Source organism: Paenibacillus sp. SAF-068 (genome assembly GCF_051967555.1).
Taxonomy (GTDB): domain Bacteria; phylum Bacillota; class Bacilli; order Paenibacillales; family Paenibacillaceae; genus Paenibacillus.
The window spans coordinates 88,133-108,743 of the sequence record NZ_JBQCJX010000008.1 but is presented as its reverse complement, the minus strand read 5'-3'; the positions used below and the strand labels follow the sequence as shown (position 1 = coordinate 108,743).

Sequence of the window (20,611 nt, the reverse complement as noted above, 5' to 3'; positions counted from 1 at the left end):
CCGGCACAAACCACAACTTTTTATCTGCACCTCCAAAATTTTATAGAGCAGTACTCCCCGCGGCTCCAATTACGGGGCCTCTACTCGTTTCATTCACAATAATCAGATCCTCAAATCTCATTCTACTTCACTCAATCTAGCCATCCTCAAGCAATAAAAAAGAATTGAGCCTCTTCCGCACACCGTCCTATAATATACAATTGTATAAAATCCGAGAGAGTGGGTGGACACCCCAACTGGTCGTCCGATCCCAACCGTTAAACCCATCACACCTCGGAACCAAAGGAGGGTCACAATGAAAAACAGAGCCAAGGATGCAAAAACAAAGACAGAAGAAGCAGCAGAAGAAGATGCAACGAGTGAAGCGAAAGCAACAGTCCAATCAGATGCCGAGACCAATGCAGAAGCAAACGAAAATATGAAAGCAAACACGAGAGCAACCTCCAGCGCTATGAAGAAGAAGTGGACTCCCCGTTTCAAAGAGTTCATTCAACGCAAGCCCAGGACGTTGGCTTTTAAAATCCCGTTTGCCTACTTTGTCATTATTCTGCTAACGGTGGCGTTCAGTGCATTGGTGCTGAATCGAATCTCGGAAAATGACGCACGGCGAAAGATCAATGAAGCATCGCTACAGACGATTACATCCATTGAGACCAATGTTAATCTGATGATTGAGAACGTGAACAATTATTCGAAAATGATTTTCTCCGATCCCAACTTGCAGAACCTGCTTCGGCAGGGCAATGTGTACTCCAATTTACAGACACAGTCCAAGGTCAGCGCGTATTTGACCAATCTCATGCAAGCGGTTCCAATTATCGATTCAGTCTATATTTACGATAATTCGGGTCACCGATTCTCGGTCGGTACTCAGGAATGGCCCACGTTTATGGAAGCGAATGTGAAGGAAGCGCCTTGGTACGAACAGGCACTGAAGCACAACGGAAGATATCTGCTCAGGCTGAATGGTGACAACAACGACAGCGGAGTCTCGGCCATGGGGGAGAATGATGGGCAAGAGGTGGTCTCATTTATTCGCCTCATTCGGGATCTGGATGATACGTCTCCGCTTGGATTTCTGGTCATGAACATCAAGGGGGCATCCGTCGCTCAAGCCTACGCCAACCTGTCTGCACCGGATTCATTTCAGGTGGCCATTCTGGATGAGCATCAGCGGGTGATCGCAACCAACGCAACCGATGGGAAGAAGGGCGTGCCTGTGGTATCCGACGCATCCATGTCTGCGGCTCCTGGACAGGAAGGGATGCACGAGATGTTAGAGGCCAATCAGGCCAAGTTAAAACAAACATTTCACGAGCAGCCCTCCGGCTTCATCACCTTGCAATCGGGTGGTCAGGAATATGCGGTGACCTATCGTTCGGCTGGTGATGATCAGTGGAAATTCATCAGCATGAGTCCATACCGGGCTACGGATACCCGTAATAAGTCCATGGTGCTCCTTGCATTAATATTACTGGCAGTGAACGGGACTGTCTTTTTCGTCAGTTCGTTCATCATCTCGCGCAGTGTCATTAAGCCGATACACAAACTACTTCGTTCCATGCAAAAGGCACCCAGCGGCAACTTCCGCAAAGTGACGGTTGAGCTGAACAGCTACGAGTTCGCACAGTTATATGGAGGATACAACCAGATGATTGAGCAGATCGACCAGATGCTGAAACGCATCATTCAGGAGCAGCAGACAATCCGCCGAGCAGAGTTAAATACACTTCAGGCGCAGATCAAACCCCATTTTCTATACAACACACTGGATTCCATCACCTCCCTGGCAATGTCGGGCATGAACGACAAGGTATGTGAGCTGTTAGAAGCGCTTGGAAGTTACTATCGCCTGAGTGTCAGCAAAGGCCGTGAACTGGTTACACTGCCCGAGGAGGTAGAGATTGTACGCAATTATCTGACGATCCAGCAGGTGCGCTACCCCGGTGTGTTTGAGGTGCGGTATGATATTGCTCCAGATTGTGAGCGGGTGATGATTCCCAAGCTCGCACTCCAGCCGCTGGTGGAAAATTCACTGTATCATGGCATTCGTCCCAAAGGCAGCCCAGGCACGATACGCATTCAAGCACATCGAACCGAGGAAGGGGTAATTCTAACGATCACTGACGACGGAGTCGGCATGTCCGAGGAAAAAGTGCAGCAGGTTCAACGCAAAGAAATAAACCATTCTAACCGTTCTGACTCAACTAACTCAATTAACTCACAGAACTCAATTAACTCAACGAACTCATCTATCTCCTCTAGTTCATCTAATCCTTCTAATCCTACCTATAATTCTATACACAATCCAAGCTTTGGCTTATGGGGAACGATGGAGCGACTTCGTATTTTCTACGAAAGAGAGGATGGACTCAAGCTGGAGAGCGAGGTTGGAAAAGGAACCACCATTATCATAACGATCCCGAAGGGAGCCGATGAATCATGGAATTAACTTTAGAACCTTTAAAGGTATTGATTGTGGACGATGAATACCTTATCCGAAATCTGCTGCGTATGCGTATCGATTGGGAGCAGCAAGGCATGGTCATCGTTGGCGAGGCCTCCGATGCCGAAGAGGCTTTGGATCAAGTGGAGCTGTTGCGTCCAGACATCGTGTTCACGGACATATACATGCCGAAGATGGACGGCATTGAACTGAGCGGCATTCTCATGGAGCGTTATTCGAACATAAAAATCGTCGTTGTGACGGGACATGATGAATTTGAATATGCTCGTCAGAGTGTGAAGCTGGGCATATCCGATTTTATTTTGAAACCGATTCGTGCTTCGGAGTTATTACAGGTTACGGCGAAGCTGCGAGCGGCAATCGAGCAGGAGGTCGGGCGCGAGTACGAGCTGATGAAGCTGCGGGAGGAAATGGAGCAGAGCTTGCCATATCTCAGGGAGCGATTTGTGAATCAATGGTTGAGTGATGTGATCCCTGAGGATGAACTCCAAGAAAAGGCCCGATTCTTCGGCATTCCTATCTCGTCTGGTGAACCAGGATTACGTATCGCAGTAATGGAGGTGGAGGTTGCTGTCCCGCAAGCGAAGATAACTGCACCAGAGGCAAGTCAGCATCTGTCCGAGACATCTCATCAAGCACATCAAGCACAACGAGCTCATCAAGCTCGTCAACCCCACCAACTCAGCCAAGTTCAAACCGAGCCTCAACACGATCAAACCCATTTAAGCTGGCATAAGACAGAAGCCCATCCACAACCCGCTGAGGAAATACATATTCTGTTGCGAATGGTAGGCATGAAGCAGGTGCAGGCTTTTTATCCGCAGAATTCGCAAACCATTATCGTCATGGACCCGCATAATCGTATCGTTGTGCTCTCGCTTGGGGCGGATACGGAATTTGCCAACCAGGTCCAGCGGCTTCAGGAAGAACTTCAACATACGCTTAAGCTCGAAGGGTGCCAAGTGGATGTGACCGCAGGGATTGGGCAATGGCACTCAGGATGGGGGAAGGCCTGTGTGGGATACTGGGAAGCTTGTCGTGCACTCGATTATCAGGCGTTTGTCGGGAAAAATCAGGTCATTTGCTTCGAGGATCTGATCATCGAAGGCGGGAAAAGGCCCTACCACTCGGATGCACAGCTGCTCCAACAACTGCAATTTTACGTCAGTGTTGGTGCGGGAGAAGAAGCCGTATTGTTGCTGGAGCGCATGCTGTCTGTACCATTCTCGGACGTTTCACAATTTCGAATGGCAGCCATGGATGTGGTTACGGAGTGCCAGCGTGCTGCCATAGAGCAGCAGCTTGAGGGAGAGCACGCATTGAACAAAGAGGCCGTTGCGGCCATTTTTACAGCAGATCATCTACCCGAACTAAAAAACATGCTGGAGCAGCATGTCCGCACCGTATCGGATGTCATACAAGCCAAGCGACAGGCCAAGGAGGGCAATCTGATTGACCGGGTAATGGCTTATCTTGAAGAGAACATGAGCAATGCGGAAGTGGGGCTTTCCAGCACCGCGGCTGCTTTTTACGTAAGTTCGGGCCATCTGGGGCGGCTGATGAAAAAAGAAACCGGGCAGACATTTGTGGAATATCTGACTCAACTCCGCATGAAGAAGGCTGAAATGCTGCTGAAACAGACGGACTTAAAAGGATATGAGATTGGGGAGCAGGTAGGCATCCCGGACCCACACTATTTCAGCGTCTTGTTCAAAAAACATATCGGTCGATCCATGAATGAATATCGAAATGTAAAAACCTGAAAAACGAGAATGTAGTCGGGCTTGTTGGGGAGTGTGGGGAGTGCGGCGAAGGTCTGAGTGTAAACCCGCTTCGGTTCCAATTCCACATATGTTCGAATATTACAAATCAATGCCTGTTTTCTAAATGGAGAACAAAGCACAGTTTTCCTAAAATATGGGCTAGAACCAACGAAAACATATAGGGAGGTCCATAAATATGAAAGCGCTACTAAAAAAATCGGCAAGTCTAATTCTGACGCTGGGCATTGTAAGCAGTCTGGCAGCATGTTCATCCGGCTCGTCCGGCGGTGCACAGGGGGAAAGTAATGGGAAGATCAAGCTGACGCTGTGGGATCAATCAGTCGGAAATACCGATCCTTCGGCTAAGCTGCTGCCCGAGATTGTTGAGAAATGGAACAGCGAGCATCCAGACATTCAGGTTGAACGTACGGGCACGACAGGAGAACAGTACAAAACCAAAGTCAAAACATCGATTGCAGCTGGTGAGGCACCGGACCTGTTCTATGGCATGGGTGGCGGCAGCTTCATGCAGCCGTACATCAAATCCGGTAATGTGCTGGAAATCTCAAGTTACCTGACGGACGATATTAAAGAACGAATGGGTCCGGGAATGGCTGAGGCGATCAATATGGACGGCAAAATCTACACGTTGCCCGTGTACACACATATCGCCAACCTTTACGTGAATACGGAATTGTTCGAGCAGGCGGGTGCCAAGATCCCGACCACCTATAATGAACTGCTGGATGCAATTGAGAAGCTGAAGGCGGCAGGCATTACCCCGGCTGTGATTGGGGAGAAGGACCGCTGGCCGGGCATGTACTGGTACGACATTATTGCGATGCGTCAGGCAGGCAATACTGCGGTGATGGAAGCTTTTAAAGATCCATCAAAGTGGGATTCGCCCGACTTTGTTGCCGCCGCGACCAAGATGCAGCAGCTTGCGCAAGCAGGAGCGTTCAACAGCAGCATGTTCAGCATGAGTTATGACGAGATGCTTGGGGCATTTAATGCAGGCAACGGGGCGATGATGTTCCAGGCCAACTGGGTGAATGCAGGAATTGAGGACCCGTCCTCCGTAGTCAAAGGCAAAGTGAAAGTGATTCCGTTCCCGGTGTTTGAGGATGGTAAAGGCACCCATACCGAAATTTTCGGCGGAGCCGTGGATGGTTTCTACATCAACCAGAATACGAAGCATCCGAAGGAAGCCGTGGAATTCCTCATGTATCTGAGCGAGCAGCTGGGTACGCAAGGTTTCCTGGCTGGAGCCGGTCTGCCAAGCTGGAAAACTGATGCACTCGATACGTCCAGCCTGTCCTCCCTTGATCTGTCTGCGGCAGATATTATGAAAACGGCGACCTCATTCATCGCGTGGTGGGATAACATTCTGCCAGCAGAGTCTGCCGAAGCACACAAAAACCTGATTGCCCAGTTGCTGGCTGGCGATGTAACACCGGAGGAGTTCTGCAAACAAATGGCACAGCTCAAACCAACAGAGCTGAGCTTGTAGATCGCGCAGGCTAATATGCGCATAATCCATACACGTGTAAGCTCGTGTTGAGCTTGCCAAGCTTAAGCCTGCTAACAATGAAGATGAACCCAAACAAGGCGTGGTCCGGTATATGCCGGTCACGCCTTTGAGAGGAGAACAACAATGAACTCTGTATTTTCCAATAAAGGCACCATAGCTGTCTTCGTACTGCCCACACTGATTCTGTTCTGCGGAATTGTACTTATTCCAATCTTTGTCTCCAGTTATTACAGTCTGCTGGACTGGAACGGCGTAGGCAGGGGAACATTTATCGGCCTGGACAACTATGTGGAGATGTTTAAGGATACGCGTGTACTGAATTCCATCAAAAACTCCCTGTTATTCGCGGGAGCTTCGGTGTTCATTCAACTGCCGATCTCGCTCGTGCTCGCGCTGATTCTGGCGTCCAACGTCAAGGGGGAAGGGTTCTACCGGACCGTGTATTTCATCCCGGTATTGATCTCAACGGTGGTTATTGCCCAGTTGTGGTCAAAAATCTACAATGCCGATTATGGCCTGCTGAACGTGTTGCTGCAAAGTATCGGCTTATCCAGCCTGGCACAGGATTGGCTGGGGCAGAAGGATACCGCTCTGGCGGCATCGTTTATACCAACCTTGTGGCAGTACGTGGGGTATCACATGCTGCTGATGTACGCAGGAGCGAAATCCGTCTCACAGGATGTGCTGGAAGCTGCAAGAATGGATGGTGCTTCACGTCTTCGCGCGGCGTGGTCCATTATGATCCCTTTAATGAAGCCCATCCTGAAGGTAAGCCTTGTATTTTCGGTTATTGGCGCATTTAAGGTGTTTGACCTGATCTATGTGCTGACGGGCGGCGGGCCGTTCTACACCACTGAAGTGCCGAGCACACTGATGTACGCCACCATTTTTGATACGTTCCGGTACGGATATGGCAGTGCGATTTCGGTCTTTATCATTGTGGAGTGTCTGGTATGTACGATTCTTATTAATTCATTGTTCAAAACGGAATAGAAGGAGGCATGAGGCATGAGTACCGTAGAAGTCATGTTGCAAAAAAAGCCCAAGCCAAGGTCCATCTCCGGACCAATCGGGAAAGTGTTCCTGCAAGCGTTTCTGATCCTCGTCGCAATTGTGCAGATATACCCACTCATCTGGCTGGCGCTGTTTTCCTTGAAGGATAACAGTGAAATCTTTAGCGGTGATGTAGCCGGGTTGCCCAAAGCGTTTCTGTGGAGCAATTACACCAAAGCCATGTCCGACGGCTATGTGCTAACCTATTTTATGAATAGCGTGTTGGTCACAGTAGCCTCCATTGTCTTGGTACTGATCCTGTCCTCCATGACGGGATACGCAATCACAAGAATGAACTGGAAGCTCAGCGGGCTCACGATGACGATTATTTTGCTGGGTATGATGGTGCCGATACATGCGGCACTGCTGCCATTGTTTATTATTTTGAAGAATCTGAGCCTGCTCAACAGCTATTGGTCACTGATCATTCCCTATGTGGCGTTTGGCATTCCGATGGCGGTATTCATTCTGGGCAGCTTTTTCAAAGGTATCCCGCGAGAGATGGAAGAGTCGGCGGTTATCGACGGCTGCGGCATTTACCGGACGTTTTTCTCTATTATTATGCCTCTGGTAACCCCGGCTATATCAACGGTAGCCATCTTCACGTTTTTGTCGTGCTGGAATGAGCTGATGTTTGCGGTCACGTTTATCAATAACACGGCTTATCAGACATTGACGGTGGGCATGATGTCGATGGTGGGAACGTACATTACGCAATGGGGCATCATTGGTGCGGGACTGATGATTACGACGGTGCCAACGGTGGTTATCTATCTGCTGCTCAACAAACAGGTGCAGAAGAGCATGATTGCAGGTGCGATCAAAGGTTAGTTGGAGGCTGGACTGGAGGGCGTGGCAGTAGAAGCGCTTGCTGCTCGCTCACTGTACTCTCTTTCTGGCAGATATCAACTTGAGCTGGGAGTTCCAAGGTGTGATCTCTGGACTAGACCGAAGCCTGTCGACATGGAATAATAAGGGAGTATGAAGCAGGTAGTTGCAGAGAGGGGTCATTATGGTATGTTCAACATCGCAATGGTAGAGCAGGAGTCTGTTCGGGAAAAGGTTGTGGCGTTCACGTTTGATGATGGGCCGCATCCGGTGTATACACCTCAAATACTTGAGATATTCCGTCGTGCTGGTGGGAAGGCGACATTTTTCATGATTGGTACAGAGATAGAGGCTCATCCGGAGATTACGGCGGAGGTGCACCGTGAAGGGCATGAAATCGCCAACCATACATACACGCATCCGGACCTGACCAAGCTGACGCTGGAGGAAGCTGGGGAAGAGTTGCAACGCGCAGAACGTCTTGTTCAAGAAGTTACGGGGCAACCTGCCCGCAGCTTCCGACCGCCGTATTTTGGCGTAAACGATGATATACTGTCTCTGGCAGCGGAGCACGGATATCGCACGATTGGTGCAGTCAACGGTGATGCGAGGGATTGGGACAATCCCGGCGTTGAGCACATTCTGGAGCATACCCGATCTGCGGTGCAACCCGGCAGCGTGCTGATATTCCATGACGGGTACGGGGATCGTTCCCAGACGGTGGAGGCCGTTCGTGTGCTGGTGGAAGAACTGGTCACAGAAGGGTATCGATTGGTGACGGTGAGTGAGCTGCTGGACATTTCTCGTGAGCAGGATGAAAAGATAACATAATCAAGTGGACCCATCATTCTTTGAATGACGGGGTCCTTTTTTATATATAATTTGTATAGGAAGAACGGAGCAGAGGTATATACTTTGCTTGCCCTCTCAAACTACTTTATAATAATAGGCTAAACTAGATTATGTCAGGAGGAAACAATGGACTTTATCAGAAACCAACTAGAAGAACTCGGCATGAGTGGACCTTCCATTGGATACCTTTCGAATGTGATTATGGTTATTTTTATAGCAGTGATCTCGATATTGGCGAATGTGATTGCCAAGCGAGTGGTACTGAAGACGGTTCATCGTATCGTAAGTAACAACCGTTTTAAGTGGGGCCACATTGTGGTTCAGAAAAATTTATTTCAGAAGCTGTCGCATCTCGTGCCGGCCATTATTATCTATTATTCTGCTTATATTTTCCCGCCCTATCAGGCTTTGATTGAAAAAGCAGCAATGACCTACATGATTGTTATCATGATTACGGTTCTGAATGCTCTGCTTAATGTCTTCGATGATATCTATCGTTCCTATGAAGTGTCCAAGATTCGTCCAATCAAAAGTTACATTCAGGTCGCCAAGATCTTTCTGTTTATTATAGGTGGTATTATCGTCATCTCGAATATGATCGGACAGAATCCATTGATCATCCTGAGTGGACTTGGTGCGTTATCGGCGGTATTAATGCTCGTCTTCAAAGACTCGATCCTTGGGCTCGTGGCTGGTGTACAGCTATCGTCGAACGATATGGTGCGCGTCGGTGACTGGATCGAGATGCCAAAGTATAATGCAGACGGTGACGTTATCGACATTACACTGAACACAGTGAAAGTGATGAATTTTGATAAAACCATTACGATGATCCCAAGCTATGCCCTCATCTCGGACTCGTTCCGGAACTGGAGAGGCATGCAGGTGTCCGGTGGCAGAAGAATTAAGCGGAGTATCTATATTGATATCAGCAGTATCCGCTTCTGTACGGAAGAGATGGTAGCCGAGTTTGAGAAAATCCACTATCTTACGGATTATGTCACGGCAAAGTTGAAGGAAATTCAAGCGTACAACACGGAGCACCAGGTGAATACCGAAAGCAACGTGAACGGCAGACAGCTGACCAACGTCGGTGTATTCCGGGAATATATCCATCAATATTTGAGAAATCATCCGAAGATCAATAAAGATATGACGATGATTGTGCGACAATTAGCACCGGAAGATCGCGGGCTGCCTCTGGAAATCTATGCATTCAGCAATGATATCAACTGGGGTGTGTATGAGAACGTTCAGGCGGATATTTTTGACCATATCTTCGCGGTGGCGTCAACATTCGGACTGCGTGCCTTCCAGAATCCAACCGGACATGACATTGTGCAACTGAAAGAGGATAAGCAATTTGTGCGAGAGTACTAGGATTTTCATAGAAAAGTGATGCGATAAAACTATTTCATAGTGATTAATCATGATAGATATGAACTCATATAACTCTGCCTTTTCCAAAATACTATTTCAATTCACCCTGTAGATTCTCTTATGCCAAATTGATTCAAGCCCATTGGGAGGGGTAGAATAACGAGAGGAAGAACAATTTCTAACAGTCGAATCTCGGAACGATAATCTAACCTTTTGGCAAAGGAGAGTTCTCGAATGAATCATATCCCGGAATACACGTTGAACGATGGCTTGAAAGTACCTGCAATTGGGTTTGGTACCTATAGTTTGAAAGGTGAAGAAGGCGTTAAATCGATTGCGTCCGCCATGGATGCGGGTTATCGATTAATTGATACGGCGTATAACTATGAGAATGAGGCAACCGTGGGCAGAGCAATTAAGCAAAGCTCCATCGCCAGAGAAGAACTGCTCATTTCCTCGAAGCTGCCGGGGCGTTATCACGCTCAGGATAAAGCACTCGTGGCGATCCAGGAATCCCTGTACAGAGCGGATCTGGATTATTACGACCTGTATCTGATTCACTGGCCCAATCCGAAGAAGGACATGTATGTCGAGGCATGGCAAGCACTGATCGAAGCCAAAAAGCGTGGATATATCCGATCCATCGGCGTCAGCAACTTCCTGCCTGAGCACAATGAACGCCTGATTAAGGAGACGGGGGTAGCACCGAGTCTGAATCAGATTGAGCTGCATCCGTTCTTTGACCAAGCTGATCAGCGGGAACAGGACGCGAAGCATGGCATTGTGAACGAGTCCTGGAGTCCGATTGGACGTGGCAATGATGCGGTACAGGATATTCTGAAGGATGAGAACATTCTTCGAATCGCGGAAACGCATGGGAAAACACCAACCCAGATCATTCTGCGGTGGCATGTTCAGCTGGGTTCCATTCCAATTCCGAAAGCGGGCTCCTTGCAGCATCAGCAAGAAAATATTAATATATTCGATTTTGAGTTGAGCACAGAAGAGATGCAGCTGATCTCTGCATTTAATCGTCCAGATGGACGGTTGTGGGATCAGGACCCAAGCGAGTACGAAGAATTTTAAAGAACGACAAATAAAGGGCTGCTCCCATGTCAGATATGACAGGAGGCAGCCCTTTATTGTTGAAGCATATTAAGCATTGTTGCAGTTTTCCATGTTACGTAAGTTCTGTTTAGTGTCCGGCAGGGATACGGAAGGTCAGAATCTCATACGGTTTGATATCAAAAGTAATTCGACCATTTTCCACGGCGCATTCTGCTTCGTTGTTCTCGAGCAAATCACACACATACGCCGTAGCACCTGCTCCCTCAGGCAATTGCAGGGAAGCACAGCTGCGGCGGCCGTGTGCTTCGTAGACCCGGATGATCATATCATCGTTGTTCTCAGCTTTTTTGATAACCTCCAGCACGACATTCTCCTGATCAACCGATGCGAGCGACCATGTTCCCGGCAACGTACCGGTTTGCGATGCAATCTCACGAGCTACCAAAGGGCGGTTGAGATCATAAGCAGCTTGGATGACACGTCCTTCACGGAAGTCGCCCTGATGTGGATATAGTGCGTAGGTGAATACGTGCTGCTCTTTGTCAGCATTTTCATTCGGGTACGTTGCGCTCTTGATCAGTGACAGCCGCATCACCGAGTTATGAATATCATATCCGTATTTGCAATCGTTCAGCAGAGCAGCACCGTATCCGTTCTCCGCCAGATCGGCCCACTTCTGTCCGCATACTTCAAACCGGGCTTGATCCCAGCTGGTATTCCGGTGAGTAGCACGCTCCACGTTGCCGTACTGTATTTCGTAGACTGCTTTCTCACTCCAGATATCCAGCGGGAAGGCAGCTTTCAGCAGCAAATGCTCCTGCTTCCAGTCCACAAACGTACGGAAATCAATCCGGCGTGTATGCGCGTAGAAGATGATCGTTTGCTCAATGACAGAGTCCAGGAACTGTCGCTTCACTTGAAGCACGGAACGCACTGGCCCGCTTTCAACCCACTCCAGTGACTGCAGGTCGCTAATCTCCCACATATGCTGTTCATAATAATCGTCAATGTTCCAAGCCTCGTATTCCGCAGGTCGATCCTCGAACACTTGCAGCACGTTGCCGCGCTTGCCAGACTGAAGCAGCTCACGGCCCTCCAGCTTGTCCCATACAGACGTGAATTCGGCACTTTCATTCAGGTGAATATCGTACCAAGGTGTATGGATGTGGCGCTGATTGGCTTCCCACTGTGCAACCGATACGCCCGCGACAAGTTCGTCTGTCAGATCTGGTGTGATCCGGAAAGATTTATATCCAGATGCCGGTACATTTTCAGCAAGGAACACGAGTCCACCTCCGGGAGTATGCTGGCTTGGTACAGGGCGATCTCCATCGTAGACGGTCACTTTTCTCGCAAAAGCAGGCAGTTCAACCACGTCCGTCCGTACGAATCCGGTGGTGTTGAATACGACAATGGCTTCGCCATCAGATGTAATTCGGCTGGCAATGCCGTTCAGTGCGCTGTCTTTCAGCTCATCCGTGACACGCAGAACTTCTTCATATTGCTCTTTGGAATCCACATATACCTGCTCAATGGAGCTGCCCGGCAGAATATCATGGAACTGATTCAGCATCGTCAGCTTCCATGCATGCTCCAGTGCATCGGTTGGATAGGCCGCCTGTGCATTCGCCTGACGATGAATGTTGGCATACAGCTCGGCATCAGCCAACGCAAATTCGCTATGACGGTTGTACCGTTTGTTGCGGGCCATGGAAGTGTAGGTACCGCGGTGATACTCCAGATACAGCTCACCCGACCAGCGGGGAACAGAAGGGACATCGTCCAGATTCTGTTCCAGCTTCTCGAAGAATTCTCGTACAAACGTACGTTTCACCGCGGGTACACCCGGCAATCCAACATCAAGTCGTCTGCCATGCTCCAGCATCTCTTCGGTTGGTCCGCCGCCGCCATCTCCGAATCCGAAACATTGCAGGACATCTGCATTGATGTTTTTGTTCTGGTATCGCTGCCACGTGCCTTTGACTTGAGAGGCGTTGAATCGTCCATTATACGTCGTTTCGAATCGACGCTGCCTGAAATCTGGATGTTTATCATAGTCTGTTGCTGTGATGAAATGCGTTAAGACCTCTGATCCGTCAATACCTCTCCAGTACATCGTGTCGTTCGGAATCTGGTTCGTATCGTTCCAGGCAATTTTGGTTGTCATAAAATAATCAATACCGCTCTTGCGCATGATCTGCGGCATCGCAGCACTATAACCAAATACATCCGGCAACCAGAGCACACGGTTCTCCACACCGAATTCTTCCTTGAAGAAACGTTTGCCGTAGATAATCTGACGGATCATGGATTCACCTGAAATCAGGTTACAATCGGCTTCCAGCCACATGGAACCTTCTGCTTCCCAGCGGCCTTCGGCCACCTTTTCCTTGATTTTCTCATAGAGGGAAGGGTAGTCTGCTTTCAGATACGCATACAGCTGGGGCTGAGAGGACATGAACGTGTATTCTGGAAACTTGTCCATGAGATACAGTACACTCGCGAAGCTGCGAATGACCTTCTCCCGGGTCTGATCCAATGTCCATAGCCATGCCACATCAATATGCGTGTGTCCAATACAATGCACGGTAGGGATGTGATCACCAGCAGGGCGGACATCACCATAGACATGATCTTGCAGATATTGGCGCGCTTCCGGTACCGAAGCATGGAATTCTGCGCTGTTCTCCTGTCGTAAATCCAGCAGGTTCACGGCTTTATTCAGATGTTCGACCAACTTCAGCCGTTCCAGATCATCCTCACGCAGCAGATCCGCAGCATCGAGCGCAGCTTTAAGATCGTAATATAAATCCGTGACTGGCTGATGATGCTCAGCAATATATACATGGAGAAAGACATCCGCTGCCGAAGTACTACAGTACGCATAGAGCGCCAGTTCGAATTCTTCCCCTTTTGCCGCAGCAGGTGTTAGGTCAATTTCCGTATGGTTCACATCCAGACCACAGATCAGTTCCCCATTGAGGAATGCCAGAAATTGCGGATTATCATAGTTCCAGATATCATCCGCACCGGTGACGATGGTACATACGACTTTTTTTCCTTCCATATGATCCGGGATGCGAATCCGGGTTTTGAAGCAGCTGTGTACATCTTTGCCGCCCCAGCCATCACCTTTACGAAATACGTTCCAGGAGGAAGGGTCTTCATGCACCAGTTTCCAGGAGTGGTAACCACTTTCTTTATGATAAAGCTCAGGGATATATGTCTTTGAGGTCAGTCGTGCACGTTCCAAGTGTTTAACAATGGTATGGATTCGAGTATACAAGGAATTCATTTTCATGTTGGTTTCCCACCTTGGTTTGTAGTAAGTACAAGCTGTAGTCGTCGTTGAAGCATGAATAATGTAAACGCTAACATATCAGCTCTATCATAACAAAGTGGAAAGGGAGCAAACTACGTAATGTATGCTGAAAAAGACGTATTTTTATTGCATTTCATGCTAAAATAAAATCAATAGTATCGGGATAGGAGGCATGTCCATGACAACACCCATTTTGACATACGAGCAGGGATATGTAATCCATGTCAATCAGCCTGGAGACGAACTCTTTTATCATTTGGACTACGACGAACGCTCCCATGACTTGAATATGGAGTTTCAGCACTTTCATGATTTCTATGAAGTCTGTATTCTTCTGGATCGTACGGCTGCGCATATTATTGAAGGCAGTTTATATGAGATTCAGCCATTGGATATCGTGCTGCTGCGACCTTCTTTGCTGCATAAGACGCAGTATCCGAAAGGTACACCGCCAAAACGGTTGATGATTAATTTTGCGATGCCTCGCCATATGCCAGGACTTGAGAGCGGTTACAATGAACTATTCTCCATTTTTGATGAAGAGGTTCCGATTTTTCGCTTTCCAGAAGAAATGCGCAAAGAAATCCTCGCGCCCATCAATGATATTTTCGCCATATCCCAGCAGCGCTCTACGCTTCAACCGGTTGTGATCCATCATAAATTTGTAGAATTTCTGTGTGCCATTCATCGTTACACGGCAGAGAACGGGTATGTGCGAGAAGAGACAGGATCATCGATGTCCCGGCGTATGTATGCCATTGCATCCTATATTCACAGCCACTATCAGCAGGATTTATCTTTGGACGAGGTGTCCAGGCGGTTTTATGTAAGTGCCCACCACTTGTCCCGCCAATTCAACAAGGTCACTGGTTTTACCTTCACGGAGTATGTGCAGATGACCCGTATTCGAAATGCCCAGCAATTGCTGCTGAATTCGAGTGAAAAAATTACGGACATTGCTGCACATTGTGGTTTCGCCAGCTTCTCCCAGTTCAATCGCATCTTCAACAAACAGAGCGGTATGTCACCAAGTGCCTATCGACGGAGCAGACCATCACAGAGCAAACATGAAATGATGCTTGTGGGCGAAAGACCCGAGTGACGTTAGCGCCTAGCGTGAGATAATAAGCGGAGTGATGGACAGGCTTAAATTGCTAGTTAACGGGCTATTTTTCCGGACAGGAGATTTTCATGAAAATAATAGTTAAGGACATGGTATAGGATTGGGTCCATCTATTTATGATTTAGCTAGGGACATCCCGCCATCATACATCCGATATACCTTGTCACAATATTCAAGCATGCGCTCATCATGGGTAACCATAATGGCCGCTTTTTGGCGTGATTTCACTTCTTGCGCGATTAGACTAACCACTTCATGGGCTCGTTTGGTGTCCAAACTGGCGGTTGGTTCATCGGCTAAGATGATGTTGGGATTATTCATTAAAGAACGCGCAATGGCTGTCCGTTGTTTCTCACCACCGGATAACTCTTCGGGAAAACTTTTTAACTTCGAACCCAGCCCCAGTTCTTCCAGCAGCTTGGTGGCAAATGCCTTATCCTCTTTTTTGACCGTTCCCGCCATTCTTTTTACAACTAACAGTTGATCGAGAACATTTAGATAGGGAACTAGATTTGAAGATTGCATAATAAATCCAACTTCTTGCAGCCGTATAGTAGATAGCTCTTTCTCCGTAAGCTTCGAAATATGATTTCCGTTTAGTTGAATATCTCCTTCGGAGGCTTTCAGCATAGCCCCAGCAATAGACAAGAATGTACTTTTACCAGAACCAGAAGGTCCAACGACAGCAACAAATTCCCCCGGTTCCACGGATATGGATACATGATCGAGCGCGGTGATCCGATTGTTTCCTTCGGCATAATACATGGTGACTTCCCGCATGTGCAATCCCTTACTCATTATTCAACCCTCCCGAGTGCTTTAAGCGGATCAATCTTCGTAATTTTGCGAACAGATACCAGTGAACTTAACATAGCGATAACCAGCAAGATAATAGAATAATTGAAGACAAGACTGGTTTCCAGCTTAAATGGCATTCCTTTTGGCATAATTGCTGCTGTTCCATAAGTCAGTAAGATTCCAACAACAATGCTAGTCAGCGAAAGGACAAACACTTGCGAGATAATGGCTTTTCCCAAGAAACGGTTGCTGGCACCGATCGCTTTCATAATGCCAAACTGATTGGTCTTTTGCATCGTGATGACATAAAAGAATACCCCAAGCACAAATGCAGAGATCGCGAGCAGAAATGCAAGCATCATCAGAATCGTTCCGTTCTCTTCTTTGTATCCTGGCATGCCTTGCACAGCTTCCGACCGGGTAACGGTATCCGTACTGGATAATTCTTTGTTTATCGCTTCAGGATCAATATTTTGGCCTTGTAACATGATCGCATTAACCGGTCCTTCAATACCTTTATCTGAACCTGGAGCAGCAAAAGCGATCTTCCGCCATTCAGCCATTGGTGTAAATACGGATGCAACGTGGTTATACGTCTGATTCTCCACAAATCCGATAATGGTCAATGATTCCGTCGTGCCATCCAGTTGAAAGGTGTCCCCGATATTATAGCCCTCGTTTTTTAGGGTCGAATTCACTACCACACCGGTGGGATTCTCGGAAGACAGGCTGTCACCTTCTACAATAGCTGGTTCCAGGAAACTTCCTGGGTTAATTCCTATAATCGCTATATCGACTTTATCTTCATTCTTGGTACTCGTCTCTTTCATTGCTGTTGCCATCGTACTTCCCATAGGGGATGCGGCATCCACATTAGGAAGTTGTTCCGCCTTCGCCACCAGTTGATCTGACAGCAGTGACTTGCTCATGGAAGACTGAGCCTCTTCTTCAAAGATGACATAATCAGCCTTCATGGTCTTGAATGTTGATGCGGCTAGCGTGGACAATCCATTCCCCAGACCGGATAAAATAAATACCAGCCAAGCCATCAGTACGAAGATAATGATAATCATCAAAAACTTCATTTTACTATGCAGTAACTCCTTCATCGCTAAAAACATGATCTGTTCAACTCCTTCTCTCTTTTTTTGACACTTGTGTCAAATTAGATGCGCGGCCACGCGGTCTTCATTATTAAACGACATAAATGACACTTGTGTCAAATTCAATCCAAGAACAAAGTTAGCTCTTGGCTCCTCCGATCCACATTTGGAACAGCAGCTTTCCCCAATCAGGCGTAGGGATATTCATCATGTTCGGCGTATTAATCAAGTTGAAGAAAACACCAATAAGTACAGGTAGAGGGATATCTTGCCGGAGAGCCTGATCCTGCTGTGCGCGTTCAAATAAACGTGATAATTGAATTTTGAGGGTCTTATGTGCTTCCTCAATAAATTCAAGATCTCTCGCTGCCGCAGCAGAATTAGTCGTATTAATTTTGCTGGCATCTCCCAGAAGTTGATGGAGCGTCGACTCTTCTGCGTAGATCAGAAGCAGTTGCTCAAGAGCATCCATGGGATCAGTCTCATCAACGGCTAATGAATTCTCCAACACGGTTGCTATTACACGCTTCATACAAGCAGCAACAATCTCTTCTTTATTGGCGTAATATTGATATATCGTGCTTCGGGCTCCGGAGAGATGCTGTGAGAGCAGCTTGAGATGAAAACCGTCGTAGCCATGCTCGAGAATTAATTTTTTTGTCGTATCCAGCAGCTCTGTTTCAGTAAAAGATTGTTTTCTTCCCATTGAATCTCTTCCTTTTTCTCATTTAAAGTCTCTTGTTTATTATGATCAGTTTAGCATATGTTTGATGGCCATAATACCAACCAAGACGATTGGTCTGAATAAATGGGTGGACGATATACAAAAAGGCAAATCCTTGAACTTACAAGGATTTGCCTTTTTCTTTCTATATATCGAATACCTACGATATACCGATACGTCTACAATTGATCTTACGATCAGACTCACGCATGTACCGGATGAATCTTGGTGTTATCCCTGATCCTTCGGTGCCAGCTCAATGGCGGAGCGGATGGCTGCCAGCATACTTTTATCATCGGCGATGTTCTTGCCAGCGATATCGAAGGCTGTACCATGATCGACAGACGTACGAATGATGCCGCCCTTCAGACCAACGGTGATGTTCACGCCTTCCTCGATGCCCATTACCTTAATTGGTGCATGGCCTTGGTCGTGGTAGCAAGCTACAACGATATCGAAGTCGCCGCGGCCAGCGCGGAAGAAGAGTGTGTCCGCCGGGAGTGGACCAACGACGTTAATGCCTTCCTGCTGCGCACGCTCTATGCCGGGCTGCAATTTTTCTTCTTCTTCCCCGTTGCCGAACAGTCCGTTCTCTCCGGCATGAGGATTGATTCCGCATACGGCTACGCGCGGATTCTCAAAGCCTGCTTTTTTCAACGTATCATGAGCAAGCTTCACAACGGTGTAGGTTCTTTCCGGGTTGATACTCGCGATGGCATCGATCAGACCCATGTGTGTCGTCAGGTGAATGACTCTCAGATTAGGTGTCGTCAGCATCATCGAGAAGTCCTGCGTATCCGTCAGGTCTGCCAGAATCTCAGTATGCCCCGGATACAGGTGTCCGCCTTGGTGCAGAGCTTCTTTGTTCAAAGGTGCTGTGCAGATGGAGTGAATCTGGTGTTTTTTGGCCAGATCAATGGCTTTGGCGAGAAACTGGAATGCTGCATCCCCAGCCACGGCAGATACTTTACCGTATTCCAGATCGGCTGGAACCAAATTCAGATCAATCACATCCACAGTACCGAATTCATACTTGGCTTCAGAAGGCTCCTGAATAGCATGGACGTTCAGCGTTGATCCGATAACCGGCAGCACGCGCTCCAGAATCTTCGCATCACCAATCACGAGTGGATTACACTGATCATACATCTCCTGATGACCCAGTGCTTTCATAATAATCTCCGGTCCTATACCTGCTGCGTCGCCCATCGTAATTCCGATTGTAGGTTTCATACGAGAATACCCCCTTTTAATTTTTGAATCGCATGGATAAAGACATCGGGTTGACCGAATCCGCCTGCTTTGGTAATCACATGCAGATCATCAATGCCTATAAACTTGGAGATCGGCACACCGATTTCAAGCTCATCCAGCAGCTCGAAACCGCTAATGTTCCATTTCAGACAGATCTGTTTTGCCGTATCGCCACCAGTCATGGATACCCCTTTGAAAAGTCCCTCTTCCAGCAGTCTGGCACAGATCTCACCCATCGCGAGTACAATTTCATTGCTGACTTCCGTGTGATTGAGACCGCGAATTTCGCCCGTTGCCCGTGCCAGTTCAATATCCACTTGATCAGCGGTGGAGTAGAGGACAACATCTTGTCCTTCCAGCGCTTTGTCTCGGACCTCGTTATAGACACGTTCCATCTCTTCCGCGCGGTCTGCGGTTGCGGATACCGCTTTGAAGGAATGGAAGGAGACGGAAGCTACACGGGATTTGCGCATCAAGCGATGCAGCTGCTCACGGGAGTTTTTGTTCACGCTGCCTACCACCGTGAGGATGGGACCGGAATTCTCCGGGATATCAAGTGCAGCAGCCCTGGATTCCAACTCGTAATGTGCGGGGAGGTAATCGGCAATGCCCGCCGAACCTGCCCAAGTAAAGGTATAATCCAACTCGCGGGTCATCTGCAGAATCAGTTCCAGATGGCGTTCTTCGGTGGAGTCCACCATCACATACGGAATGTTATCTGTTTTCAACTGCTCCAGCTTGGTGCGAATATGATTCTGCCCGGCTTCCAGATCTGCGACGGTGATCTCGCCAACTTCGTACTTGGTCTGTTGTTTCAACAAGTCCGGAAGGTAGGAAACCGTAACAGGTGTCTTCGGGTCATGAGCAATTTCAGTATCTGCCAGCGGAACGCCGTTCAGGTAATGAATTCCTTCCAGTATCGTCCGGTTATTTTTGGGATAACCCGGAGCAATCATCATAAAGTCCGGCTTAACTACATCATATACAGCATCAATCTCGATGCCGATATTGCCGCGCATGGTGGAGTCCATTTTTTTGAAAATCGTCTCAAATCCGTTGTTCGTCAGCAGTTGAGCAGCTCGATATACACGGTCATATGCTTCCTGCGGCGATATGGAACGACTATCTGTATCAAAGACGACAGCATCGTAGTGTGTAAGAGGTTCTTCATTCATATTAAAAAGAACACTGGTCTTCAAGCCATGACGGGCAAGCTGCACCCCGCTGTCATTGGCACCGGTCAAATCATCTGCAATAATAGCTAATTTCATGCAGTCATCCCTCCTTGTAAGCAAAATTTCATAATAAGTCCGTCAGATCATCAATTGGCACCGATTAAACATAT

15 protein-coding genes are annotated in these 20,611 nt (G+C 47.9%); 9 read left to right on the top strand and 6 right to left on the bottom strand.

Going from position 1 to position 20,611, the window contains the following annotated elements; translation table 11 throughout:
- The first annotated feature begins 295 nt into the window (after window positions 1-295).
- The 8 genes from ACTHPG_RS26200 to ACTHPG_RS26165 all read left to right on the top strand — a co-directional run bounded on the left by ACTHPG_RS26200 (window position 296) and on the right by ACTHPG_RS26165 (window position 10,960).
- The gene (locus ACTHPG_RS26200; RefSeq protein ID WP_440392314.1) at window positions 296-2,452 is read left to right on the top strand and encodes a cache domain-containing sensor histidine kinase; all 2,157 of its coding nucleotides are present in this window, start codon (window positions 296-298) and stop codon (window positions 2,450-2,452) included.
- Complete coding sequence (locus ACTHPG_RS26195; protein ID WP_440392312.1) at window positions 2,443-4,230, top strand: response regulator transcription factor; 1,788 nt, start codon at window positions 2,443-2,445, stop codon at window positions 4,228-4,230. The genes ACTHPG_RS26200 and ACTHPG_RS26195 overlap by 10 nt, the downstream gene beginning before the upstream one ends.
- Window positions 4,231-4,426: 196 nt before the next feature.
- A complete protein-coding gene (locus ACTHPG_RS26190) occupies window positions 4,427-5,740 on the top strand; it encodes an extracellular solute-binding protein (RefSeq protein ID WP_440392310.1) in 1,314 nt (437 codons plus the stop codon).
- 144 nt (window positions 5,741-5,884) lie between these two features.
- Complete coding sequence (locus ACTHPG_RS26185) at window positions 5,885-6,754, top strand: carbohydrate ABC transporter permease (RefSeq protein ID WP_440392308.1); 870 nt, start codon at window positions 5,885-5,887, stop codon at window positions 6,752-6,754.
- Window positions 6,755-6,769: 15 nt separating this feature from the next.
- Window positions 6,770-7,645 carry a carbohydrate ABC transporter permease gene (locus ACTHPG_RS26180; protein WP_440392306.1) on the top strand — a complete coding sequence of 292 codons (876 nt, stop codon included), beginning with the start codon at window positions 6,770-6,772 and terminating at the stop codon, window positions 7,643-7,645.
- Window positions 7,646-7,831: 186 nt separating this feature from the next.
- A complete protein-coding gene (locus ACTHPG_RS26175) occupies window positions 7,832-8,473 on the top strand; it encodes a polysaccharide deacetylase family protein (protein WP_440392304.1) in 642 nt (213 codons plus the stop codon).
- 147 nt (window positions 8,474-8,620) lie between these two features.
- Window positions 8,621-9,874, top strand: a complete 1,254-nt coding sequence (locus ACTHPG_RS26170) for a mechanosensitive ion channel family protein (RefSeq protein WP_440392303.1) — start codon at window positions 8,621-8,623, stop codon at window positions 9,872-9,874.
- Between the two features lie 234 nt (window positions 9,875-10,108).
- On the top strand, window positions 10,109-10,960 hold the full coding sequence (locus ACTHPG_RS26165; RefSeq protein ID WP_440392301.1) for an aldo/keto reductase: 852 nt from the start codon (window positions 10,109-10,111) through the stop codon (window positions 10,958-10,960).
- Window positions 10,961-11,069: 109 nt separating this feature from the next.
- On the opposite strand, the gene ACTHPG_RS26160 is transcribed toward ACTHPG_RS26165, so the two are convergent.
- On the bottom strand, window positions 11,070-14,243 hold the full coding sequence (locus ACTHPG_RS26160) for an alpha-mannosidase (RefSeq protein ID WP_440392300.1): 3,174 nt from the start codon (window positions 14,241-14,243) through the stop codon (window positions 11,070-11,072).
- A gap of 199 nt (window positions 14,244-14,442) precedes the next feature.
- On the opposite strand from ACTHPG_RS26160, the gene ACTHPG_RS26155 reads away from it, so the two are divergent.
- Complete coding sequence (locus ACTHPG_RS26155) at window positions 14,443-15,366, top strand: AraC family transcriptional regulator (RefSeq protein WP_440392298.1); 924 nt, start codon at window positions 14,443-14,445, stop codon at window positions 15,364-15,366.
- A gap of 135 nt (window positions 15,367-15,501) precedes the next feature.
- Here the strand turns inward: ACTHPG_RS26155 and ACTHPG_RS26150 are convergent, their stop codons facing one another.
- The 5 genes from ACTHPG_RS26150 to ACTHPG_RS26130 all read right to left on the bottom strand — a co-directional run bounded on the left by ACTHPG_RS26150 (window position 15,502) and on the right by ACTHPG_RS26130 (window position 20,537).
- Window positions 15,502-16,185 carry an ABC transporter ATP-binding protein gene (locus ACTHPG_RS26150; protein ID WP_091012064.1) on the bottom strand — a complete coding sequence of 228 codons (684 nt, stop codon included), beginning with the start codon at window positions 16,183-16,185 and terminating at the stop codon, window positions 15,502-15,504.
- A complete protein-coding gene (locus ACTHPG_RS26145; protein ID WP_440392296.1) occupies window positions 16,185-17,306 on the bottom strand; it encodes an ABC transporter permease in 1,122 nt (373 codons plus the stop codon). The genes ACTHPG_RS26150 and ACTHPG_RS26145 overlap by 1 nt, the downstream gene beginning before the upstream one ends.
- A 121-nt stretch (window positions 17,307-17,427) precedes the next feature.
- Window positions 17,428-17,994 (bottom strand): TetR/AcrR family transcriptional regulator, encoded by a 567-nt coding sequence (locus ACTHPG_RS26140; protein ID WP_440392295.1) that lies wholly within the window; start codon window positions 17,992-17,994, stop codon window positions 17,428-17,430.
- 249 nt (window positions 17,995-18,243) lie between these two features.
- The gene (pdxA, locus tag ACTHPG_RS26135; RefSeq protein WP_310341989.1) at window positions 18,244-19,245 is read right to left on the bottom strand and encodes a 4-hydroxythreonine-4-phosphate dehydrogenase PdxA; all 1,002 of its coding nucleotides are present in this window, start codon (window positions 19,243-19,245) and stop codon (window positions 18,244-18,246) included.
- On the bottom strand, window positions 19,242-20,537 hold the full coding sequence (locus ACTHPG_RS26130; RefSeq protein ID WP_440392293.1) for a four-carbon acid sugar kinase family protein: 1,296 nt from the start codon (window positions 20,535-20,537) through the stop codon (window positions 19,242-19,244). The genes pdxA and ACTHPG_RS26130 overlap by 4 nt, the downstream gene beginning before the upstream one ends.
- Window positions 20,538-20,611 lie beyond the last annotated feature (74 nt).